The sequence below is a fragment of the Pseudomonas sp. 10(2024) genome, from assembly GCF_045164175.1.
Classification (GTDB): Bacteria; Pseudomonadota; Gammaproteobacteria; order Pseudomonadales; family Pseudomonadaceae; genus Aquipseudomonas; species Aquipseudomonas alloputida.
Genome location: NZ_CP174006.1, coordinates 2,997,940 through 3,014,817, shown reverse-complemented (window position 1 = coordinate 3,014,817; position 16,878 = coordinate 2,997,940). Strand labels below are relative to the sequence as shown.

At 61.0% G+C, this 16,878-nt stretch carries 14 protein-coding genes; 11 read left to right on the top strand and 3 right to left on the bottom strand.

From position 1 onward, the window contains the following. Positions 1-2 precede the first annotated feature (2 nt). The 9 genes from ACI7M0_RS13420 (at position 3) to ACI7M0_RS13380 (ending at position 8,372) form a co-directional block, all read left to right on the top strand. Positions 3-701 carry a CoA transferase subunit A gene (locus tag ACI7M0_RS13420; protein ID WP_004374230.1) on the top strand — a complete coding sequence of 233 codons (699 nt, stop codon included), beginning with the start codon at positions 3-5 and terminating at the stop codon, positions 699-701. A gap of 35 nt (positions 702-736) precedes the next feature. Continuing rightward, a complete protein-coding gene (locus tag ACI7M0_RS13415) occupies positions 737-1,393 on the top strand; it encodes a CoA transferase subunit B (RefSeq protein WP_010954014.1) in 657 nt (218 codons plus the stop codon). A 154-nt stretch (positions 1,394-1,547) separates the two neighbouring features. After that, positions 1,548-2,966: a short-chain fatty acid transporter gene (locus tag ACI7M0_RS13410; protein ID WP_004576289.1), complete on the top strand. Its 1,419-nt coding sequence runs from the start codon at positions 1,548-1,550 to the stop codon at positions 2,964-2,966. Between the two features lie 76 nt (positions 2,967-3,042). Then, positions 3,043-3,585: a helix-turn-helix domain-containing protein gene (locus ACI7M0_RS13405; RefSeq protein ID WP_004374236.1), complete on the top strand. Its 543-nt coding sequence runs from the start codon at positions 3,043-3,045 to the stop codon at positions 3,583-3,585. A 248-nt stretch (positions 3,586-3,833) separates the two neighbouring features. Beyond that, entirely contained in the window at positions 3,834-4,010 is a 177-nt protein-coding gene (gene eppA, locus ACI7M0_RS13400; RefSeq protein ID WP_004374238.1) for an EPS-associated small membrane protein EppA, read from the top strand. 264 nt (positions 4,011-4,274) lie between these two features. After that, positions 4,275-4,832, top strand: coding sequence for a polysaccharide biosynthesis/export family protein (locus ACI7M0_RS13395; protein WP_014591044.1), 558 nt, complete (start codon positions 4,275-4,277; stop codon positions 4,830-4,832). 24 nt (positions 4,833-4,856) lie between these two features. Beyond that, positions 4,857-5,972 carry a hypothetical protein gene (locus ACI7M0_RS13390; protein ID WP_019438668.1) on the top strand — a complete coding sequence of 372 codons (1,116 nt, stop codon included), beginning with the start codon at positions 4,857-4,859 and terminating at the stop codon, positions 5,970-5,972. Positions 5,973-5,991: 19 nt separating this feature from the next. Continuing rightward, positions 5,992-7,554, top strand: coding sequence for a Wzz/FepE/Etk N-terminal domain-containing protein (locus ACI7M0_RS13385; protein ID WP_129931693.1), 1,563 nt, complete (start codon positions 5,992-5,994; stop codon positions 7,552-7,554). An 11-nt stretch (positions 7,555-7,565) separates the two neighbouring features. Beyond that, positions 7,566-8,372: a CpsD/CapB family tyrosine-protein kinase gene (locus ACI7M0_RS13380; protein WP_129931694.1), complete on the top strand. Its 807-nt coding sequence runs from the start codon at positions 7,566-7,568 to the stop codon at positions 8,370-8,372. A 62-nt stretch (positions 8,373-8,434) separates the two neighbouring features. Here the strand turns inward: ACI7M0_RS13380 and galE are convergent, their stop codons facing one another. The 3 genes from galE to ACI7M0_RS13365 form a co-directional block, all read right to left on the bottom strand. Beyond that, positions 8,435-9,400 (bottom strand): UDP-glucose 4-epimerase GalE, encoded by a 966-nt coding sequence (gene galE, locus ACI7M0_RS13375; protein ID WP_104961748.1) that lies wholly within the window; start codon positions 9,398-9,400, stop codon positions 8,435-8,437. A gap of 105 nt (positions 9,401-9,505) precedes the next feature. Further along, positions 9,506-12,106: a cellulase family glycosylhydrolase gene (locus ACI7M0_RS13370; RefSeq protein WP_129931695.1), complete on the bottom strand. Its 2,601-nt coding sequence runs from the start codon at positions 12,104-12,106 to the stop codon at positions 9,506-9,508. Positions 12,107-12,111: 5 nt separating this feature from the next. After that, on the bottom strand, positions 12,112-13,638 hold the full coding sequence (locus ACI7M0_RS13365) for an O-antigen ligase (RefSeq protein ID WP_129931696.1): 1,527 nt from the start codon (positions 13,636-13,638) through the stop codon (positions 12,112-12,114). Positions 13,639-13,733: 95 nt separating this feature from the next. Between ACI7M0_RS13365 and ACI7M0_RS13360 the strand changes: the two genes are divergently transcribed. Both ACI7M0_RS13360 and ACI7M0_RS13355 read left to right on the top strand, forming a co-directional pair. After that, complete coding sequence (locus ACI7M0_RS13360) at positions 13,734-15,110, top strand: oligosaccharide flippase family protein (RefSeq protein ID WP_104961746.1); 1,377 nt, start codon at positions 13,734-13,736, stop codon at positions 15,108-15,110. Between the two features lie 236 nt (positions 15,111-15,346). Beyond that, positions 15,347-16,813, top strand: a complete 1,467-nt coding sequence (locus ACI7M0_RS13355) for a GMC oxidoreductase (protein ID WP_129931697.1) — start codon at positions 15,347-15,349, stop codon at positions 16,811-16,813. Positions 16,814-16,878 lie beyond the last annotated feature (65 nt).

The following is a 16,878-nucleotide window of genomic DNA, read 5'->3' as shown; positions in this document are numbered from 1 at the left end:
GCATGGCCGGACTGGACAAGCGCGTTGCAACCTATGAACAGGCCCTCGAAGGCCTGACCGACAACATGACGGTACTGGCCGGTGGTTTCGGCCTGTGCGGCATCCCGGAAAACCTTATCAGCGAGATCAAGCGGCGCGGCGTCAAGGGCCTGACCGTGGTCTCCAACAACTGCGGCGTTGACGGTTTTGGTCTGGGCGTGCTGCTGGAAGACCGGCAAATTCGCAAGATGATCGCCTCCTACGTGGGCGAAAACGCCGAGTTCGAACGCCAGTTGCTCAGTGGCGAGCTGGAAGTGGAACTGACCCCACAGGGCACCCTCGCCGAAAAAATGCGCGCAGGTGGTGCCGGCATTCCGGCGTTCTACACCGCCACCGGCTATGGCACCCCGGTTGCCGACGGTAAGGAAGTCCGCGAGTTCAAGGGCCGCAAGTACATCCTGGAAGAATCCATCACCGGTGACTTCGCCATCGTCAAGGGCTGGAAGGCCGACCACTACGGCAACGTGGTGTACCGCAACACTGCGCAAAACTTCAACCCGCTGGCGGCCACCGCCGGCAAGATCACCGTGGTCGAAGTGGAAGAAATCGTCGAGCCCGGCGTGCTGCTGCCAAGCGAAATCCACACCCCGGGCATCTACGTGGACCGTGTCATCGTCGGCACCTTCGAAAAGCGTATCGAAAAGCGCACCGTCAAGGCCTGAGCGCCATCCACCCGAACAATAAAGAGATCCTGACCATGGCACTGACCCGCGAACAGATGGCGCAACGCGTTGCCCGTGAACTGAAGGACGGTTACTACGTCAATCTGGGCATCGGCATCCCCACCTTGGTGGCCAACTATGTACCCGCCGACATGGATGTGATGCTGCAATCGGAAAACGGCCTGCTCGGCATGGGCGAATTCCCCACCGAAAGCACCCTCGATGCCGACATGATCAACGCCGGCAAGCAAACTGTCACCGCCCGCCGCGGCGCCTCGATTTTCGATTCGGCACAATCGTTCGCCATGATCCGTGGCGGCCACGTCGACCTGACCGTACTGGGGGCTTTCGAGGTGGACGTGCAGGGCAACATCGCCTCGTGGATGATTCCGGGCAAGCTGGTCAAGGGCATGGGCGGGGCCATGGACCTAGTGGCCGGCGCCGACAACATCATCGTCACCATGACCCACGCCTCCAAGGACGGCGAGTCCAAGTTGCTGCCAAAGTGCAGCCTGCCGCTGACCGGTGCGGGCTGCATCCGCAAGGTGCTGACCGACCTGGCCTACCTGGAAATCGAAGACGGCGCCTTCATCCTGCGCGAGACCGCACCCGGGGTCAGCGTCGAGGAAATCATCGAGAAAACCGCTGGCAAGCTGATCGTGCCGGATGATGTGAAGGAAATGACCTTCTAAGGCATGACGTGATCTCACCCTGTAGGCGCGGGTTTACCCGCGAATGCGTCGGTACATTGACCGCCGCATTCGCGGGTAAGCCTGTTCCTACAGGTTTTTTGCGTTGCCTGGCAATACCGCTTCATCCCATAAAACCAATAAAAGGAATTCAACCGTGGCCGCTGAAATTCAAGACAGCCGCTCCGCGCGCTTTGCCTTGCGCTGCTCCAACTGGGCTGAACGCTGGTTCCCCGACTCCTGGGTGTTCGCCGCGCTGGCGGTGCTGCTGGTGTGTATCGGCGCACTGGCCATGGGCGCCAAACCGACCGACACCGCCAAGGCGTTTGGCGACGGCTTCTGGAGCCTGATACCGTTCACCATGCAGATGGCCTTCGTGGTCATCGGCGGTTATGTGGTGGCCAGCTCGCCGCCCGCCGCGAGGCTGATCGATCGCCTGGCGCGCATCCCCGGCAATGGGCGCTCGGCAGTGTGCTGGGTAGCACTGATCTCGATGCTGGCCTCCTTGCTCAACTGGGGGCTTTCGCTGGTGTTTGGAGGTTTGTTGGTGCGCGCCCTGGCAAGGCGCACCGACCTGAAGATGGACTACCGCGCTGCGGGTGCGGCCGCTTACCTGGGCCTGGGGGCGGTGTGGGCGTTGGGCCTGTCATCCTCGGCAGCGCAGCTGCAGGCCAACCCGGCCAGCCTGCCACCTTCAATCCTGTCGATAACCGGGGTGATCCCGTTTACCGAAACCATCTTTCTCTGGCAGTCCGGCGTGATGTTGGCGGCACTGGTGGTGGTCTCGCTGGTGATCGCCTACGCCACCGCTCCGGGCCCGAACAGCGCCCGTAGCGCAGAAGACTGCGGTGTCGACCCCAGCTTCACAGCGCCACCCGCGCCGCAACGCACGCGCCCGGGAGAGTGGCTGGAACACAGCCCGATCCTGATCCTGCTGTTGGTGGCCTTGGCTGCTGGCTGGCTGTATCAGGAGTTTGCGACGAAACCTGCGATTACCGCCATCTCGGGGCTCAACACCTACAACCTGTTGTTCATCATGCTCGGTGCTTTGCTGCACTGGCGCCCACGCAGCTTCCTTGACGCGGTGGCGCGTGCGGTACCGACCACCACCGGTGTGCTGATCCAGTTCCCGCTGTATGGTTCGATCGCCGCCATCCTCACCCAGGTGAAGGGCGTCGATGAACAGACGCTGGCCCACCATATTTCACTGTTCTTCACTCAGATTGCCACCCATGACACGTATGCCGTGCTGATGGGTGTGTATTCGGCGGTGCTGGGCTTCTTCATCCCTTCGGGCGGCGGCAAGTGGATCATCGAGGCCCCTTACGTGATGCTGGTGGCCAACGACCTGCAGTACCACCTGGGGTGGGCCGTGCAGATCTACAACGCGGCCGAAGCCTTGCCGAACCTGATCAACCCGTTCTACATGCTGCCGCTGCTGGGCGTGCTGGGGCTCAAGGCGCGCGACCTGATCGGTTTCTCGTTCGTGCAATTGCTGGTGCATGTGCCGTTGGTGCTGGTGTTGCTGTGGGCGCTGGGTACAACGCTGCAGTATGTGCCGCCAGTGATGCCTTGATTCAAGGCCCCTGGAGGCTTGGCGTCAGCTTTCAGACGCGTATCATGGCTGCCTCAGCCTGGGAAACCCGCGTCACATGTCTATCCGATTGAAATTGCTGCGTAAGAAACTGGGGATGACCCTGGAAATGCTGGCCGAAAAGACTGGCATGACCAAAAGCTACCTGTCCAAGGTCGAGCGCGGCCTCAACACGCCTTCGATCGCTGCGGCGCTGAAACTGGCGAGGGCACTGAACGTCAATGTCGAAGAGCTGTTCGCCGAAGAACAGCCCGGTCAGAGCCGCTACAGCCTGGTGCGCCGTACCGAGCGCCAGGCCCTGGTTGGCGATGGGCAAGGGCCGGGGTACGCGGCCCTCACCAGTCAGGTTGGCCAGCGCAGCCTGCTGCCGTTTCTGATTCAGCCGCCGTCCGAGTTCAGCGACCCCACGTTCAAGGAACACCAGGGCGAAGAGTTCCTGTTTGTTCACGCAGGCCAGGTGGAAGTGGATTTCATGAGTGAGCGGGTGTTGCTGGAGCAGGGCGACGCCCTGCATTTCAATGCCCAGACACCGCACCGGCTGCGCTCGGTAGGTGCGACACCGGCGCAGTTACTGGTTGTGGTTCACCACGCAGACGAATGAAAGCGCAGGGGGCAATCATGCCCCCACGTGTTATCAGCTGTGAAACGCCATGTTCATCGCATCATCCCTCCCTTGCATAATCTGCATGCCGTTTTTTTGACGAATGCGCCCATCGCCCATTGAATTTTATTATGGTGTCGGATCATTGACGTAGTGTCATTGTGCCCATAAGCTCAAATCAAACATGTAACAACACCCGCAGCACCGCTCTAATAACTCATTGATTTTCCTGTTTTTAGGAGGGGAGTATGCGCACGACTCTGATAATCAAATCGATGTTCTTGCTGGTGATGCTAAGTGGTGCTGCCCGCGCGGCAGATTCGTATATAAATCAGAACAGTATCATTCCTGTTTCAACTGCTGGCTGGTTCTTTGCCTTTGCTGTGGTCGGTTTTGTTGCCGTTGCCAACCGCAGAAAGATCTGAACCGGCTGCCTTGTACCTGAAGTGACTGCTCCTTGCCGCGAAGCCACAGGCATGGCTTGTGAATTCTCCAACCGTTGCTATATTCCCAGTAGCCCGTAGGACCAACATTTACAAGGCGTTGCAGCCACGTCTGCAGCGTCAAGGCAAGGGCCTCCAGGAAGGTCGAGGCCATCGCGGCAGCAGTGCGCCGTGAAGCGGAGCGAGAGTTGGTGTGTTGTTCTCATTCAGTGCTCTTTGTCGGGCCATTTGGCCGGAGGGACCCTCATGGTGCGTTCAATGTTTGCCGCTTTCTGCATGCTGACGGTGTGGTCTGGCGCCGGTAACGCCGACCAGAGCAGTGCTGCCTACCTGCTCAGCCCCGGCGATGTGGTGATGGTATCGGTGTGGCAGGAAGACAGCCTGCGTCAAGAAGCCACCGTACTTCCCGATGGCAGTATCACCTTCCCCCTGGCCGGGCGCATCGATGTCGCCGGGCTGGACGTGACGGCAGTCGAAAAGCAGGTCGCTGCCAAACTCGAAAAATACCTCCCCGACCCTAACGTCAGCGTTGTCGTCAAAAGCATTGCCGGCAACATGGTCTATGTACAGGGTAAAGTGATCAAACCTGGGCCCGTGCAAATGGCAGGCCCCACGGCGGTATTGCAGGCGCTGAGCATGTCGGGTGGCCTGGACAAGTTTGCAGATGAAAGCGAAATCAAGGTGGTCCGCGGCACCGGTGCTTCCCAAAAGATCCTGCCCGTGCGATATAAGGACCTGGTGTCTGGGCGGGACATGTCCACCAACATCCAACTTCAGGCTGGCGATACGCTGGTCGTTCCTTGATCTTGCCTTTAATAAGAACATTTAATGCCTCTTCTTAGAACAACTCGCATTGCAACGGCAATCTTGGTCTTGCCGTTCACGGACGCGGTACTGGCGGCAAATTGGCAGTCTACGGTGGTGGTACCGACATCCGTCGAATACGACAGCAACCCATTGCTGTTGACCTCGGGGGAAAAGGGCATAACGCGCACGATCATCGCGCCGGATTACACCCTGATTGGTACTTTCGACCGTGACGAATTGAGGTTGGGGCTTGGCATGCATGTGCTGCGCTCGTCCGATACGGATATCGTCGATGACCGTGAAGACCCTGATATCAGCCTGGGTTGGCAGCGCACCACCGAGCGGGGGCGGTTCGGCCTGGTGGGGCGCTACAACGAAAGCTCGACGCTGTCGGGCACAGTACTGGATACCGGGGTGATTACTACCGACGGTACACAGAAGCTTTACACCTTGACTGGCAACTGGAGCCAGGCGGTGACCGAGCGCAGTACCTTGAGCAACGAAACCACCTACAGCCGTGCCCGTTACGACATCAGCACGCTGACGGGCTACGACGAACTGGCGAACGTCTTTACCTGGACTTACGCCTGGAGTGAGCGGGCTGACCTGTATACCCGTTTTGGTGCCCGGCGCTATGAGCCCGAAGAGGACCTTACCGCGACCGCTTCCAACAGCTACAGCCCGGCAGTCGGCATCAAATACCAGCTTGCCGAAGGCTTGAGCGCCGATGCCCATGTTGGCGTCAACCAAGTGTCAGGCGACGACGGTGGCCGGCGCGGGGAGGGTGGGGTTGCGTTGCTGTACACCGGCCCGCGTGCCGATGCCAGTCTTACCGCCGAGCGCAGCACGGTGGCGAGCGCCGAAGGCGGCTTCGCCGAACTGGACCAGGTGCGTGGTGTGTGGAGCTATGCGCTGACCGAGTTGTCCCGGGTGGGCGCCGACGCCGCGTGGCAAGACAGCAAAGGGCAGTCGCCCAACACGCTGCAGACTTACAGCGTATGGGCCAGCCGCCAGTTTTCGCCTTACTGGGACCTGCGCCTGTCGCTGATGTACAAGGAACGGCAGCAGGACCATGTACCGGATGCGACCGCTACGATCGTTGGTTTGACGTTGACGTACAGGTACCCCGACATCTGAACTTCAGGCAGGTGGCCCTATGAAGTCTGACTACGAGCTCTCCCTCAGAGATTACATCGCCATTATCAAGGACAGGGCCCTGGTGTTAGGGGTGAGTGCCGCAGTCATTCTCGCCGCGACCGTGGCCGTCGCGTTGATGGTGCCGCCGATCTACCAGTCGACCGGCACCATTCTGGTGGAGTCGCAGCAGATTTCGCCTGAGCTGGTGTCGACCAACAACACCAGTTTTGCCGATGAGCGCATCGAGGTGATCCGTCAACGGGTGATGACCCGCGACAACCTGCTGCGCATCATCGGCAAGTACGACCTCTTCCCCGACAAGCGCTTCAGCGAAAGCGACAAGATCGACCAGATGCGCAACGCGATCGTGGTCGAAACCCTGACCACCTACGTGCGCGGCCGTGGTGAAGCGACCGTGGCGTTCAATGTCTCGTTCGAGCACAAGCAGGCACAAGTGGCCAAGGAAGTCGCCGATGAACTGGTGACGCTGTTCCTCAACGAAAACCTCAAGCAGCGCACCGAGCGGGCCAACGAAACCACCGAATTCCTCACCCAGGAAGCCAACAAGCTGGGTGCCGAGCTGGCCAGCCTGGAAAACCAGCTGGCCGATTTCAAGCAGGCCCACGCCAATGCCTTGCCCGAGCACCAGACCCTGCGCATGAACATGCTATCGCGGGCGGAGCTGGAATTCCGTGAGGTCGACCGTGACTACAAGGCTGCCCAGGAAGAGCTGCGCTACCTGGAACTGGAGCTGTCTGCGGCCAATGCCGGCCTTGCCACCAAGGTTGCCGAAGGCACCCGGTCAACCCGTGCCGACCTGCCCGAAGACCTGCCAAGCCTGAAAGCCGAATACGCGCAGCTGCTGACCCGCTACAAGGACGCCCACCCGGATGTCGTGGCGGTCAAGCGCAAGATCCAGGCGCTCGAAGCCAGTGGGGGGCGCACTGCGGCAGTGTCCACGGTCAGCCTCGACGCGGCCCGTGTCCGCGCCAAGATGAGCGCCGCCCAGGTGCGTATTGCCTCGCTGGCAGAGCAAAAGCGTGAGCTGACCCGGAAAATGGAAGGCTACGAAGCCGAGATCCTCGAGGCGCCGCAGGTCGAGCGTGGCCTGGTGACCTTGATGCGTGACCACGACAACGCGCGCAAGAAATACGAAGAGATTCGTGCCAAGGAAATGGGCGCAAAGATTACCGAAAGCCTGGAGCAGGAGAACAAGGCTGAACGCTTTGTGCTGCTGGAGCCTCCCCTGTTGCCTGAGAAGCCGATCAAGCCTAACCGCAAGAAAATCGCTGCGCTGGGCCTGGTGCTGGCACCGGCCGGTGGCGGTGCGCTGGTGATGCTGCTGGAAATGCTCAATCAGCGCGTGCGTGGCGTGGGCGCCCTGGAAAGCCTGCTGGGCAAACGAGTGCTGGTGGCACTGCCCTATATCGATACCCGGGCCGACGTCGCCCGACGCAAGCGCTGGCGCAATCGACTGATCCTGGCGGCACTGGCGCTGGCAGCTATCATGATAGGGCTGGTGCACGTGTTCTACATGCCACTGGATGTGCTGTTGTACAAAGTCATGTCTCGGTTTGTATAGGGAAAGCAGTGATGGACAGGATCAAGCCGGCTGTTGGCAACAATATTCATCAGGTTACCCCAGGTACTCCCCAGGCACTGTCTCCCGCCCCAGGTACGGCGCTGGCCGAAGTGCCGGGTCAGTTCGATTACGTGAACACCAAGGTGGTACCGCTGCGTGCAGACCACCTGGAGCGTAACCGCATCGTGGCATACAACAAGAACTCCAACATGAACGGGCCGATCGACCTTTTGCGTACGCAGGTGCTCAGGGCCATGGACGAGAACGGCTGGCGTACCTTGGCCATCACCTCGCCAACGCCGGAAGCGGGCAAGACCATGCTGGCGATCAACCTGGCCATGAGTATTGCCCACCACACCACCAAGACTGCGTTACTGGTGGACTTCGACCTGCGCCGGCCCAAGGTCGGCAGTTACCTGGGCCTGCCCATGGAGCAGGCACTGAACGAGTTTCTGACGGACAAGGCCGAGTTGCAGGACTGCCTGGTCAACCCCACCTTGCCGCGCTTCGTGGTGCTGCCAACGCGGGTACCCGTGCCCCTGTCGACCGAGGTGCTGTCCTCGCCCAAGGTGAACAACCTGATTGGCGATTTGCGCAACCGCTACGAATCGCGCATCTGCATTTTCGATTTGCCACCGCTGCTCAGCTCGGACGATGCGATCACCGTGTTGCCCAAGTTCGACTGCGTGTTGCTGGTGGTGGCCAACGGAATGAACAACAAGAAGGAAATCGAGGATTGCCTGCATCACCTGGCCACGGTGAACCTGATCGGGACAGTGTTGAACAAGGCTGACGAACAGCCACGCACCTATTACTGAGCCTTCTGGCAATACGCTTTCAGGCGCAGCCTTGTGCTGCGCCTGAAAGCTATGAGGTCAACTCAGCGCCTCCAGGGATACTGCAACTCCCACTGCCACGCATGCCGAACAATCTGCTCCAGCGAAGCGAATGCCGGACGCCAGCCCAGCACCTGCATGGCCTTGCTCGCATCCGCCACCAGCCGTGGCGGGTCGCCGGCACGACGCGGTGCGTCAAGGGCGGTGATCTGTCGCCCGGTCACGGCCCGGGCCGTATCGATCACCTGTTGCACCGAAAAGCCCAGGCCATTGCCCAGGTTGAACGCGGCACGCTCGCCACCGTCCAGTAGATAATCCACTGCCAGTGCATGGGCCGCCGCCAGGTCTGCCACATGCACGTAGTCGCGTATGCAGGTGCCATCCGGCGTGTCGTAGTCGCGACCAAACACTGTCACCGCCTCGCGCCGGCCAGATGCAGCCTGCAGGATCAACGGGATCAGATGGGTTTCCGGCTCGTGACGCTCGCCTAGCTGGCCTTCCGGGTCAGCGCCCGCTGCATTGAAATAGCGCAGGCTTACCGACTTCAAACCATAGGCCCGGTCGAAGTCCTCAAGAATCTGCTCGACCATCCATTTGCTCAACCCATACGGGTTGATCGGCCCCTTGGTGTGTGCTTCATCGATCGGCACGTACTGCGGGTTGCCGTATACGGCGGCACTTGAAGAAAACACCAGGTGCCTGATGCCGGCATTGACCATGGCCTGCAGCAGGGAAAGGGTGGCTGCGACATTGTTCTGGTAGTACTTGCCGGGGGCACTGACCGACTCGCCCACTTGAATGAACGAGGCGAAGTGGAACACCGCATCGAAGCGGCACACACCAAACAGCACATCCAGTGCGGCTTCGTCGGCGATGTCGAGCTTGGCCCACTGGATACCGGGGCCAGGTGAGACCAGGTCCGCCACCAGCACTTCATGGCCGGCGGCGAGCAGGTGCTTGACCATGTGCGAGCCAATGTAGCCCGCACCACCCACAACCAGATATTTCATCCCCACCTCCTGGAATCTGCTGTTTACAGACGCAGTGAACACTCCCTGACACGTGCAGGTGGGATGATCAGCTACAGGTGACCTGAGCGTAGATGGCCATATGCTCTATTTCAAGAATAGCCAGTTGGACATGTAGGTACCGTCGAAGGTAATGCTGTATTGCCCATCCTTGTAGGCCACCGGCAGCGGCTTCAGCTGCTCCCGTGCATCGCGGGCGAACAGTTTCAGGCCGGCGGGTGCCTTGATGTCCAGGCTGCCTTCAAGGGGCTCGACATTGAACGGCGTCTTGTCATCGGCCTTGGGCATGGCACGGGTGCCCAGTGACAGCAGAAGCTCGCGCGACTGGCCCAGTGGCTTGCCGTCCAGGCTCTGGACCACGACGCTGGCGTAAGGCGTTTTCGTTTGTATCTGAATGGCACCCAGGTTGATCGGGCGGCCGCCCAGCCAGCCGCTGGCGGCCTGGGTCAGTGGCGTGTCGATGGTGTAGATGCCTTGTTGCCAGTTGCGCCTGAGTTCGCCTGTGTCGGTCACCGACTCGGTGGCATCGGCGGCCAGCAGCGCTTGCCCCGGGTCGTGCAGCACCTGCGCGTCTGCCGGGATGGGCGCGGGTTTCAGCCAAGGCAATTCCGGCGTGTGTGGCAGGGCGATCTGCAACTGGCCCTTTTCCATGGCCGTGCGCAGCAGCGGTGAGTTACGCGGGGTGATTTCCTGGTTGTAAAGGGTGGCAGGTGTCGGTGCGAACACGTAGCGAGTGGTGGCTGGTCTTACGTCCGCACGGCGATAGAGCAGGGCAGCGGCGGGCAGAGTGGCGATCATCGCCGGGTCGTTGTACGCGTGCCAGTTGTCCGCCGTGCGCCAACCCGGGTTGAACGCCTGTTGGCTGTAGGCGTATTGCAGCATGGCGTCCCAGCCTTGGTGGCTGGCGGTGCCGGCGATGTAAATTGGTAGCGAGTGACGGTCAGGCAGCGGGAAGGGCTCGGCGTTCCACTCGGTGACGGTCAGCGGTTTGCCGACGACCTGGGCGGCAGCAATCCAGTCGATCATGCCGTCGCTGGTCAGCGGGTTCTTCTCCAGTTGGCCTGTGTCGCCGTAGCTGTGGGCGTCGATGACATCACCAACGCTCAGTGCCGGCAGTGCGCTAAGCCCATTGCCGCCCCAGGTGCTGGTGGTAGCAATGGGGACTTTCACGCCCACGCTGCGCAAGTGGGCGATCATGTCGGCATTGAAGCGTTGTTCCAGCTCGTTGAGCAACAGCTTCGACGGCCCATGCTCCCAGGCACGCCAGGTCAGGTCGGCGGGCAGGTCAAACTGTTTGGCAAAGGCCTTGGCCGCCGTCATGTAGTGCGCGCTGTGGCGGGGTACATCCTTGTTCGGCATCAGGGCGTTGCCGTAATGCTGGGTCAGGTCATTCTCGTTGGTGATCAGCACGGCGGCGATGGCCGGGTCGTCCTTGTAGGCCAGGCCCGTGTACTCGTTCACATGGGTCAGGTACTGCTCGGCGAAGCGTTTCATCGCTTGCCGGATACTGTCATTCACGTAGGCGTAACCTTTCAGGTCGACGCGACCGTCCTGCTCGGGCAGCTCCTTGAAGTCTTCGATGTGGTCGTTGGCGGTAAACGCACGCTGCACATGCATGTCCAGCCAGATGTAGATGCCTTCGTCCTTGAGTGACTTGATCCACAGGTCGAGCTTGCGCAGCGATTCGGCGCTGAGCTGCTGGGTATCGCGCACCAAGGTGCCGTCGCCAAAGACGTTGGGGCTGACCCAGGGCGAGTCGTGGTGATGCAGGCGCACCAGGTTGAAACCCAGTGCCGAAAGGCGTTTGGCTTGTTGGCGGATTTCGACGTCGGGGCTCTTGAACAGCGAGTAGGCCGTCAGGTTGGTGCCCCAGAAGCGTACCGGGGTGTTGTCGGCGAACATCAACTGGTCGCCGACCGCCTTGACGAAGCCACGCTTGCCGGCGGGTTTTTCCGCTGCGTTGAGGAACGACAGGTCCACCGGCGAGGTGCGCCAGTCCAGCTGGTCATCAGGCCACTTGGCGGGGTCTGCCAGGCCGAAGCGCTCGCTGGGTGTCGGGCCGAGTTCGATGTCGCCGGTCACGTTGAGCACGGCCTTGAGCTGCTGGCGGCCGGCGCTGATCGGGTCCTTGTAGAGGAATGCGCGCAGCTCGGACGGGTTGCCGCGCTCGAAATAGACCTTGGCCAGTGGCGGGTCGAAGCGCATTTCGATGCGTCGCCCCTGGTCAGCCTTGCCCCACGTCCAGCCGCGGTTGTCGGGCAACAATTGCGGGGCACCCATGTCGCCGGCGATTTGCGCCGGGTCGAACTGGAACACCAGGCCGCCACCCATGACACCGCTCTGGCGGCTGTGGGCGTCGAGGTCGAAGGCCCAGCTCAGGGTTTGCGCCTGTTCCTTACGGATGTCAGCCTGCAGGTCGAAGTCCAGTTCCTTGTTCTTCCCCCGCAGCGTGTAGTGATAAGGGCCATTGACCTTGAAGTCGGTATAGAAACCGGTCCAGCTCCAGTTGGCAGCCCAGAAATCGAATTTGGCCTTCATGACCGGGCCACCGCCGTGTGTCACGGTAGGCAAGCCATTTTGCTCATCGACACTGACCTGCCAGTCTGAAGCCCAGCTGGCCAGCGGCAGCAGGGCCAGGCCGGCAATGGCCGAAAGGCGCACGTAATGACGCAGGGACAGCCTATTCATGAACATTACCTGGGTTGTAGGTCGGGTTCTGCCAGTTCCACGGCCGGGCTATTGTGCAGCCGGCGAACCATCTGGATGTAGGCCACGCCCAGGCCAGCGATAGACCAGTACACCACCGGGATGAAGGTGATGCTGCTGACCGTGAAGATGATGACCAGAATGCCGATCAGCGTTGCCAGCAACACCCGGCCGAGCTGTCGTCGCTCGTCGTCCTTGTCGGCAAAGCTGAGCATGGCCTTGCGGATACCCCGCAGCACGACGGCAAAGAACGCCAGGAACAGGCCTAGCCCGACCAGGCCGACCCGCAATGCCAGGTTGATGTAGGTGTTGACGATGTCGATGATGCCGTCGCCCTGGATCATCGCCTGCATTTCGGGTGTGTTGCGGAAGTCGAAGGAGCCGAACAACGGGTTGCGCTGGATGACGATCCACGAGTTGTCCATCAGCCGCTCGCGGTAGGTGATGTTCTCTTTCTCGAGGTTACCGATGAACGGCAGCAGGTCCAGCACCTTTTCGCCCCCAGGCACGACGGTTAGCAAGGGCAACGCCAGCATGCCTGCCGCACCCAGCAGCGCCAGGCGCTTGACGGCGCCTTTGCCCAGGGCGATGAACACCACCACGATGACCACCGCGCCGATCCACGGGCCACGCGACAATGGCGCGAACAGCCCGGCGGCCAGCAGCAGGGCGCCCATGGCCCTGTGCAGCGGGCGTTGCACATAGCCCTGCACGAACAGGAACAGGCCGATGGCCACGCTCATCACGTAACCCAGTGCAATCGCCTGGCCGGTGGTGACGCTTGCCCGCAGTGCACCACCCCGGCTCAGGTAGCCGGACATGCTCCATGGCACGCCCATGGCGTCGACCAGGGCGCTGTACAACAGCCAGTGGCGCACATACTCGGCCACAGCGATCAGCGCCATGACGAAGGAGGCGAGCACGAAGGCCAGCAGGGTGTCCTTGAAGTCGCTGATCTGGCGCAGGCCACGGCTGGCCACGTAATACGGCAGGAGAACGTCGACATACAGGTACAGCGCCTGGCGCAGCGTGTCGGTAAGGGTGGTTTCGCGCAAATAGAGCACGCTCATCAGCAGCAGGCCGGCCGCCAGCAGTTTATCGGCCCAGGTGCGGCCAAAGCGCAGGGTGTCACCTTGGCGGCGCAGGTACAGCGCGGCCGGCAGCAGCACGCACAGGGTCAGCAGGCGAATATGGTTAAGGTCGACCAGGTAATTGACCACGCCAAACCCGGGCACCTGCACCGACGCTGGCGGGATCAGGAACAGCAGCATGTAGAACAGCGCCATGGGGTTGTGCTCGCGGCGCCCGGCCAGCAACAGGACGACCGCGCCCACCCCCAGGTACAGCCAGAAGCTGTGGGAGAAAAAAGCCAGCAGGGTCAGCAGGAACCACAGATTGCGCCGGCGCTTGTAGTCGCTGAGCGGAATCAGGTCGGTGGCAGGCCGCCGGGCCATCAGGAAGACCACGCTCGCCAGAAACAGGATGACGATCAACGCACGAAAATGTTCAGGCATCGGCTATGTACACCTTTCCCTTGGTGGGCAACGGCTAGCATCGTGGCTAATTGAAACTATAGTGACTTTTAGCCAATCAGTCAGAGATTGAAGTCATGCCGTCGATTGATGTGTCAGCCGCCGCGAGCCTGCGCAAGCGGGCCCTGAGGGCCGGGTCTTGGAACCTGGTCTCGCAGGTGGCTTCACAGGCGATGCGCCTGGGCGGCAATCTGATCATGGCCCGCTTGCTGCTGCCGGAAATGTTCGGGGTGATGGTCATCGCCACCACTGTTTCGATACTGCTGCATTTGCTTTCCGATGTCGGCCTGCGCCAGAACATCATCCAGAGCCACCGCGGAGACGATCCGGACTTTCTCAACACCGCCTGGACCGTGCAGATCATCCGCGGTTTCCTGCTGTTTGCCCTTACCCTGCTGCTGGCCCTGGGAGCTTGGTTGGCCCAACTGGCTGAGCTGTGGCCGGCCGACTCGACCTATGCCGCGCCCGTCCTGCCGATGGTGCTGGCGGTCACCGGCCTGTCGGCGGCCATCTGGGGTTTCCAGTCCACCAAGATAGATGTGGCGGTACGCACTTTCCAACAAAAGCGCGTGGTACTGGTCGACCTTGCCTCGCAGGTGGCCGGCCTGGTGGTGATGCTGGTGCTGGGCTTGCTGACCCATTCGATCTGGGCGCTGGTGTTATCAGGCCTGGTTTCGGCGGTCGTCTGGACCGTGCTGGGGCATACCGCCCTGGAGGGGCCCAACAACCACCTGCGCTGGGACCGTTCGGCGCTGACCGAGCTGATCGTGTTTGGCCGCTGGATCCTGTTGTCGTCGATGGTCGGCGTGCTGGCCATGTACGGCGACCGCATGTGGTTTGGTGCCAGCATGTCGGCGGCGCAACTGGGTGTGTATTCGATCGCCGTGCTGATCCTGGGTGCGGTGCAGACCGCGCTCATGAAAATTGTCGGCGCGGTGGCGCTGCCTGCTTTCAGCGAAGCGGCCCGGGCCGACGATAAGCCGCGCCTGAAAGCGCTGTATTTCCGCTTTCGGCTGCTGGTCGACCTGTTGGTACTGTTCATTTGTGGCGGTTTCCTGACCGCCAGCCCGCTGCTGATCGGCTGGATGTATGACGATCGCTACCGCGAAGCCGGGCCGATGCTGGCGATTCTCTCGCTGTCGTTCATCGTATTGCGCTATACCTTGGCTCATCAGGTGTGGATTGCCTTGGGCCTGACCAAGTACCAGGCCATGGACAACATCATCCGCCTGGTCTCGTTATGGGGGCTGTTGCCGCTGTTACTGGCGATTGGCGGGGTGGAGTGGGCTATCTGGGGGGTTGCCCTGCATGCTGTGCCAACGCTGGTGCTGGTTGTGTATGTGAACTGCAAACTGGATATCTTCAGCCTCAAACGTGAACTGGTGGTACTGCCGATGTTGCTGGTCGGGGCGCTGTGCGGGGCACTGTTGACGGCCTTTTTCAACTGGCTGTAGCGCAGTTTGCCGGGTGTAACTTTCATGGCTACAGGTCACGGGAACATGGGGAAGCTCACTTTTTGTACTGCGCAATTGGGTCGTAGAGGCTTTCTCCAGAGCTGTGTCTTGCTCGGCGCGGGGGGCGCGGTGTTCGGCGCCTCGGCGGCCGTTGCGGGCAAGACGGTCGAAAAGCCCGGGTTCGTGGTAATCAACGGTTGGGTATTGCCGTCCCGCTACTTCCGGAACGCGTCAGCATGATCAAGGACTTTGAGCAGCAGAAGGTGCTGCGCGATCACTATGATTTCTGCATCATCGGGGCCGGCCCGGCGGGTATAACCCTGGGCTTGCGCCTGGCAGCCGCCGGCTGGAGCGTAATGATCGCCGAAGGCGGGGGGCGCGAATATGCGCCGCACTCGCAAGACTTGTACGCGTGCTCATCCACCGGCCTGGAACTGTATGCCGAGGAAACCCGCCTGCGCTACCTGGGTGGCACCTCCAATCACTGGGCTGGCCGGTGCCGACCATTCACCCCTTCGGATTTTTCCGTCGCCCCGCCAGGCGTCTTGCCGGGCTGGCCAATTCCCTATTCGGAGATCGAAGGCTTTCTGCCGGCAGCCATGGAGATCGTCGATCTGGCGCCTGGCTCGGATTTTCGCGCGATGAATGCCGGCCTCAACGGCGGTGACTTCGAGGCGGACCGTTTTCTGCTCAGCACGCCGACACGCTTTGCGCAGAAGTACGCTACAGCACTGGAGCAGACCCCAGGCCTGGATGTGTTCATCAACTGTAATTGCGTTGACCTGGAGTTCGACAAGGCTTCCGGCCACCTGGCTGCGGTGGTTTTGTCTGACTATGAGTGCAATCGTCAACGCCTGGTGGCTGGAAATTTCATTCTGGCCACAGGTGCCATCGAGAATGCCCGGCAGTTGCTGAACAGCGAGACCCTGGTGGCCGCAGGCGTGGTGAGCAAGGAAGGGCTGGTCGGCGGGTGTTTCATGGAACACCTGAATATCGAAATGGGCACTTTCATCCTCAAGTCCGGGCAGGACCCAGAGCCGCGCCAATACTACACCACCGATGCTTTCGTCGACGAGTACAAGGCCGGTAAAGGCAATGTCACCGCCTCCTTGCTGGCCGATGTGCAAACTTATGGCCGCACTGCCGAGGTGAAGTATTTTCTCGAGAGCCTGGCCTGCGACATGGGGTTTGCCAGCAAGGTCGCCTTCGTCGCCAAGTTCAGCTGCCCTGGTGACGGCGTGATCGGCACCATGATCGAGCAGTTTCCCAACCTGCACAGCCGCATTTCGCTGCTGGACAAGAAGGATGCGCTGGGCGTGGCCAAGGTCAATGTCAATTGGGTGCTTAGCGCCGAAGACCGGCACACCATCAAGTGCATTGGCAGCGAACTGGCCAAGCAGTTCGCCGACATGGACCTGGGGTTCGTCAAGCTCAACGATTTCGTTTACGACACCTCGATACCGCTGAGAATGGCACCCCATGCCCATCACATGGGCACCACGCGCATGGCCGCCTCGCCGCAGTTCGGTGTGGTCGATGCCAATTGCAAGGTGTTCGGTACCGAAAACCTGTATGTCGCCGGCAGCAGCATTTTTGCCAAGGGCGGCGCCTCCAACCCGACCATGCCGCTGTTGCAATTTGCCTTGCGGCTGGCCGACCACCTCGATAACAAGATGAAAGCGGCCAGCGGCGCCGCGGCGTGATGAAGGTTGTACACGGGTGAGTGCGATGCGGTCAGCACCTAGAAAAACGAGACCGGAACGCCTCA

What these genes read in the sequence shown, in the direction of transcription:
- ACI7M0_RS13420 (WP_004374230.1), top strand. Translation starts at nt 3, where the DNA reads ATGGCCGGACTGGACAAGCGCGTTGCAACCTATGAACAGGCCCTCGAA.
- ACI7M0_RS13380 (WP_129931694.1), top strand. Translation starts at nt 7,566, where the DNA reads ATGGACAGGATCAAGCCGGCTGTTGGCAACAATATTCATCAGGTTACC.
- ACI7M0_RS13360 (WP_104961746.1), top strand. Translation starts at nt 13,734, where the DNA reads ATGCCGTCGATTGATGTGTCAGCCGCCGCGAGCCTGCGCAAGCGGGCC.
- ACI7M0_RS13395 (WP_014591044.1), top strand. Translation starts at nt 4,275, where the DNA reads ATGGTGCGTTCAATGTTTGCCGCTTTCTGCATGCTGACGGTGTGGTCT.
- ACI7M0_RS13355 (WP_129931697.1), top strand. Translation starts at nt 15,347, where the DNA reads ATGATCAAGGACTTTGAGCAGCAGAAGGTGCTGCGCGATCACTATGAT.
- galE (WP_104961748.1), bottom strand. Translation starts at nt 9,400, where the DNA reads ATGAAATATCTGGTTGTGGGTGGTGCGGGCTACATTGGCTCGCACATG.
- ACI7M0_RS13415 (WP_010954014.1), top strand. Translation starts at nt 737, where the DNA reads ATGGCACTGACCCGCGAACAGATGGCGCAACGCGTTGCCCGTGAACTG.
- eppA (WP_004374238.1), top strand. Translation starts at nt 3,834, where the DNA reads ATGCGCACGACTCTGATAATCAAATCGATGTTCTTGCTGGTGATGCTA.
- ACI7M0_RS13405 (WP_004374236.1), top strand. Translation starts at nt 3,043, where the DNA reads ATGTCTATCCGATTGAAATTGCTGCGTAAGAAACTGGGGATGACCCTG.
- ACI7M0_RS13385 (WP_129931693.1), top strand. Translation starts at nt 5,992, where the DNA reads ATGAAGTCTGACTACGAGCTCTCCCTCAGAGATTACATCGCCATTATC.
- ACI7M0_RS13390 (WP_019438668.1), top strand. Translation starts at nt 4,857, where the DNA reads ATGCCTCTTCTTAGAACAACTCGCATTGCAACGGCAATCTTGGTCTTG.
- ACI7M0_RS13370 (WP_129931695.1), bottom strand. Translation starts at nt 12,106, where the DNA reads ATGAATAGGCTGTCCCTGCGTCATTACGTGCGCCTTTCGGCCATTGCC.
- ACI7M0_RS13365 (WP_129931696.1), bottom strand. Translation starts at nt 13,638, where the DNA reads ATGCCTGAACATTTTCGTGCGTTGATCGTCATCCTGTTTCTGGCGAGC.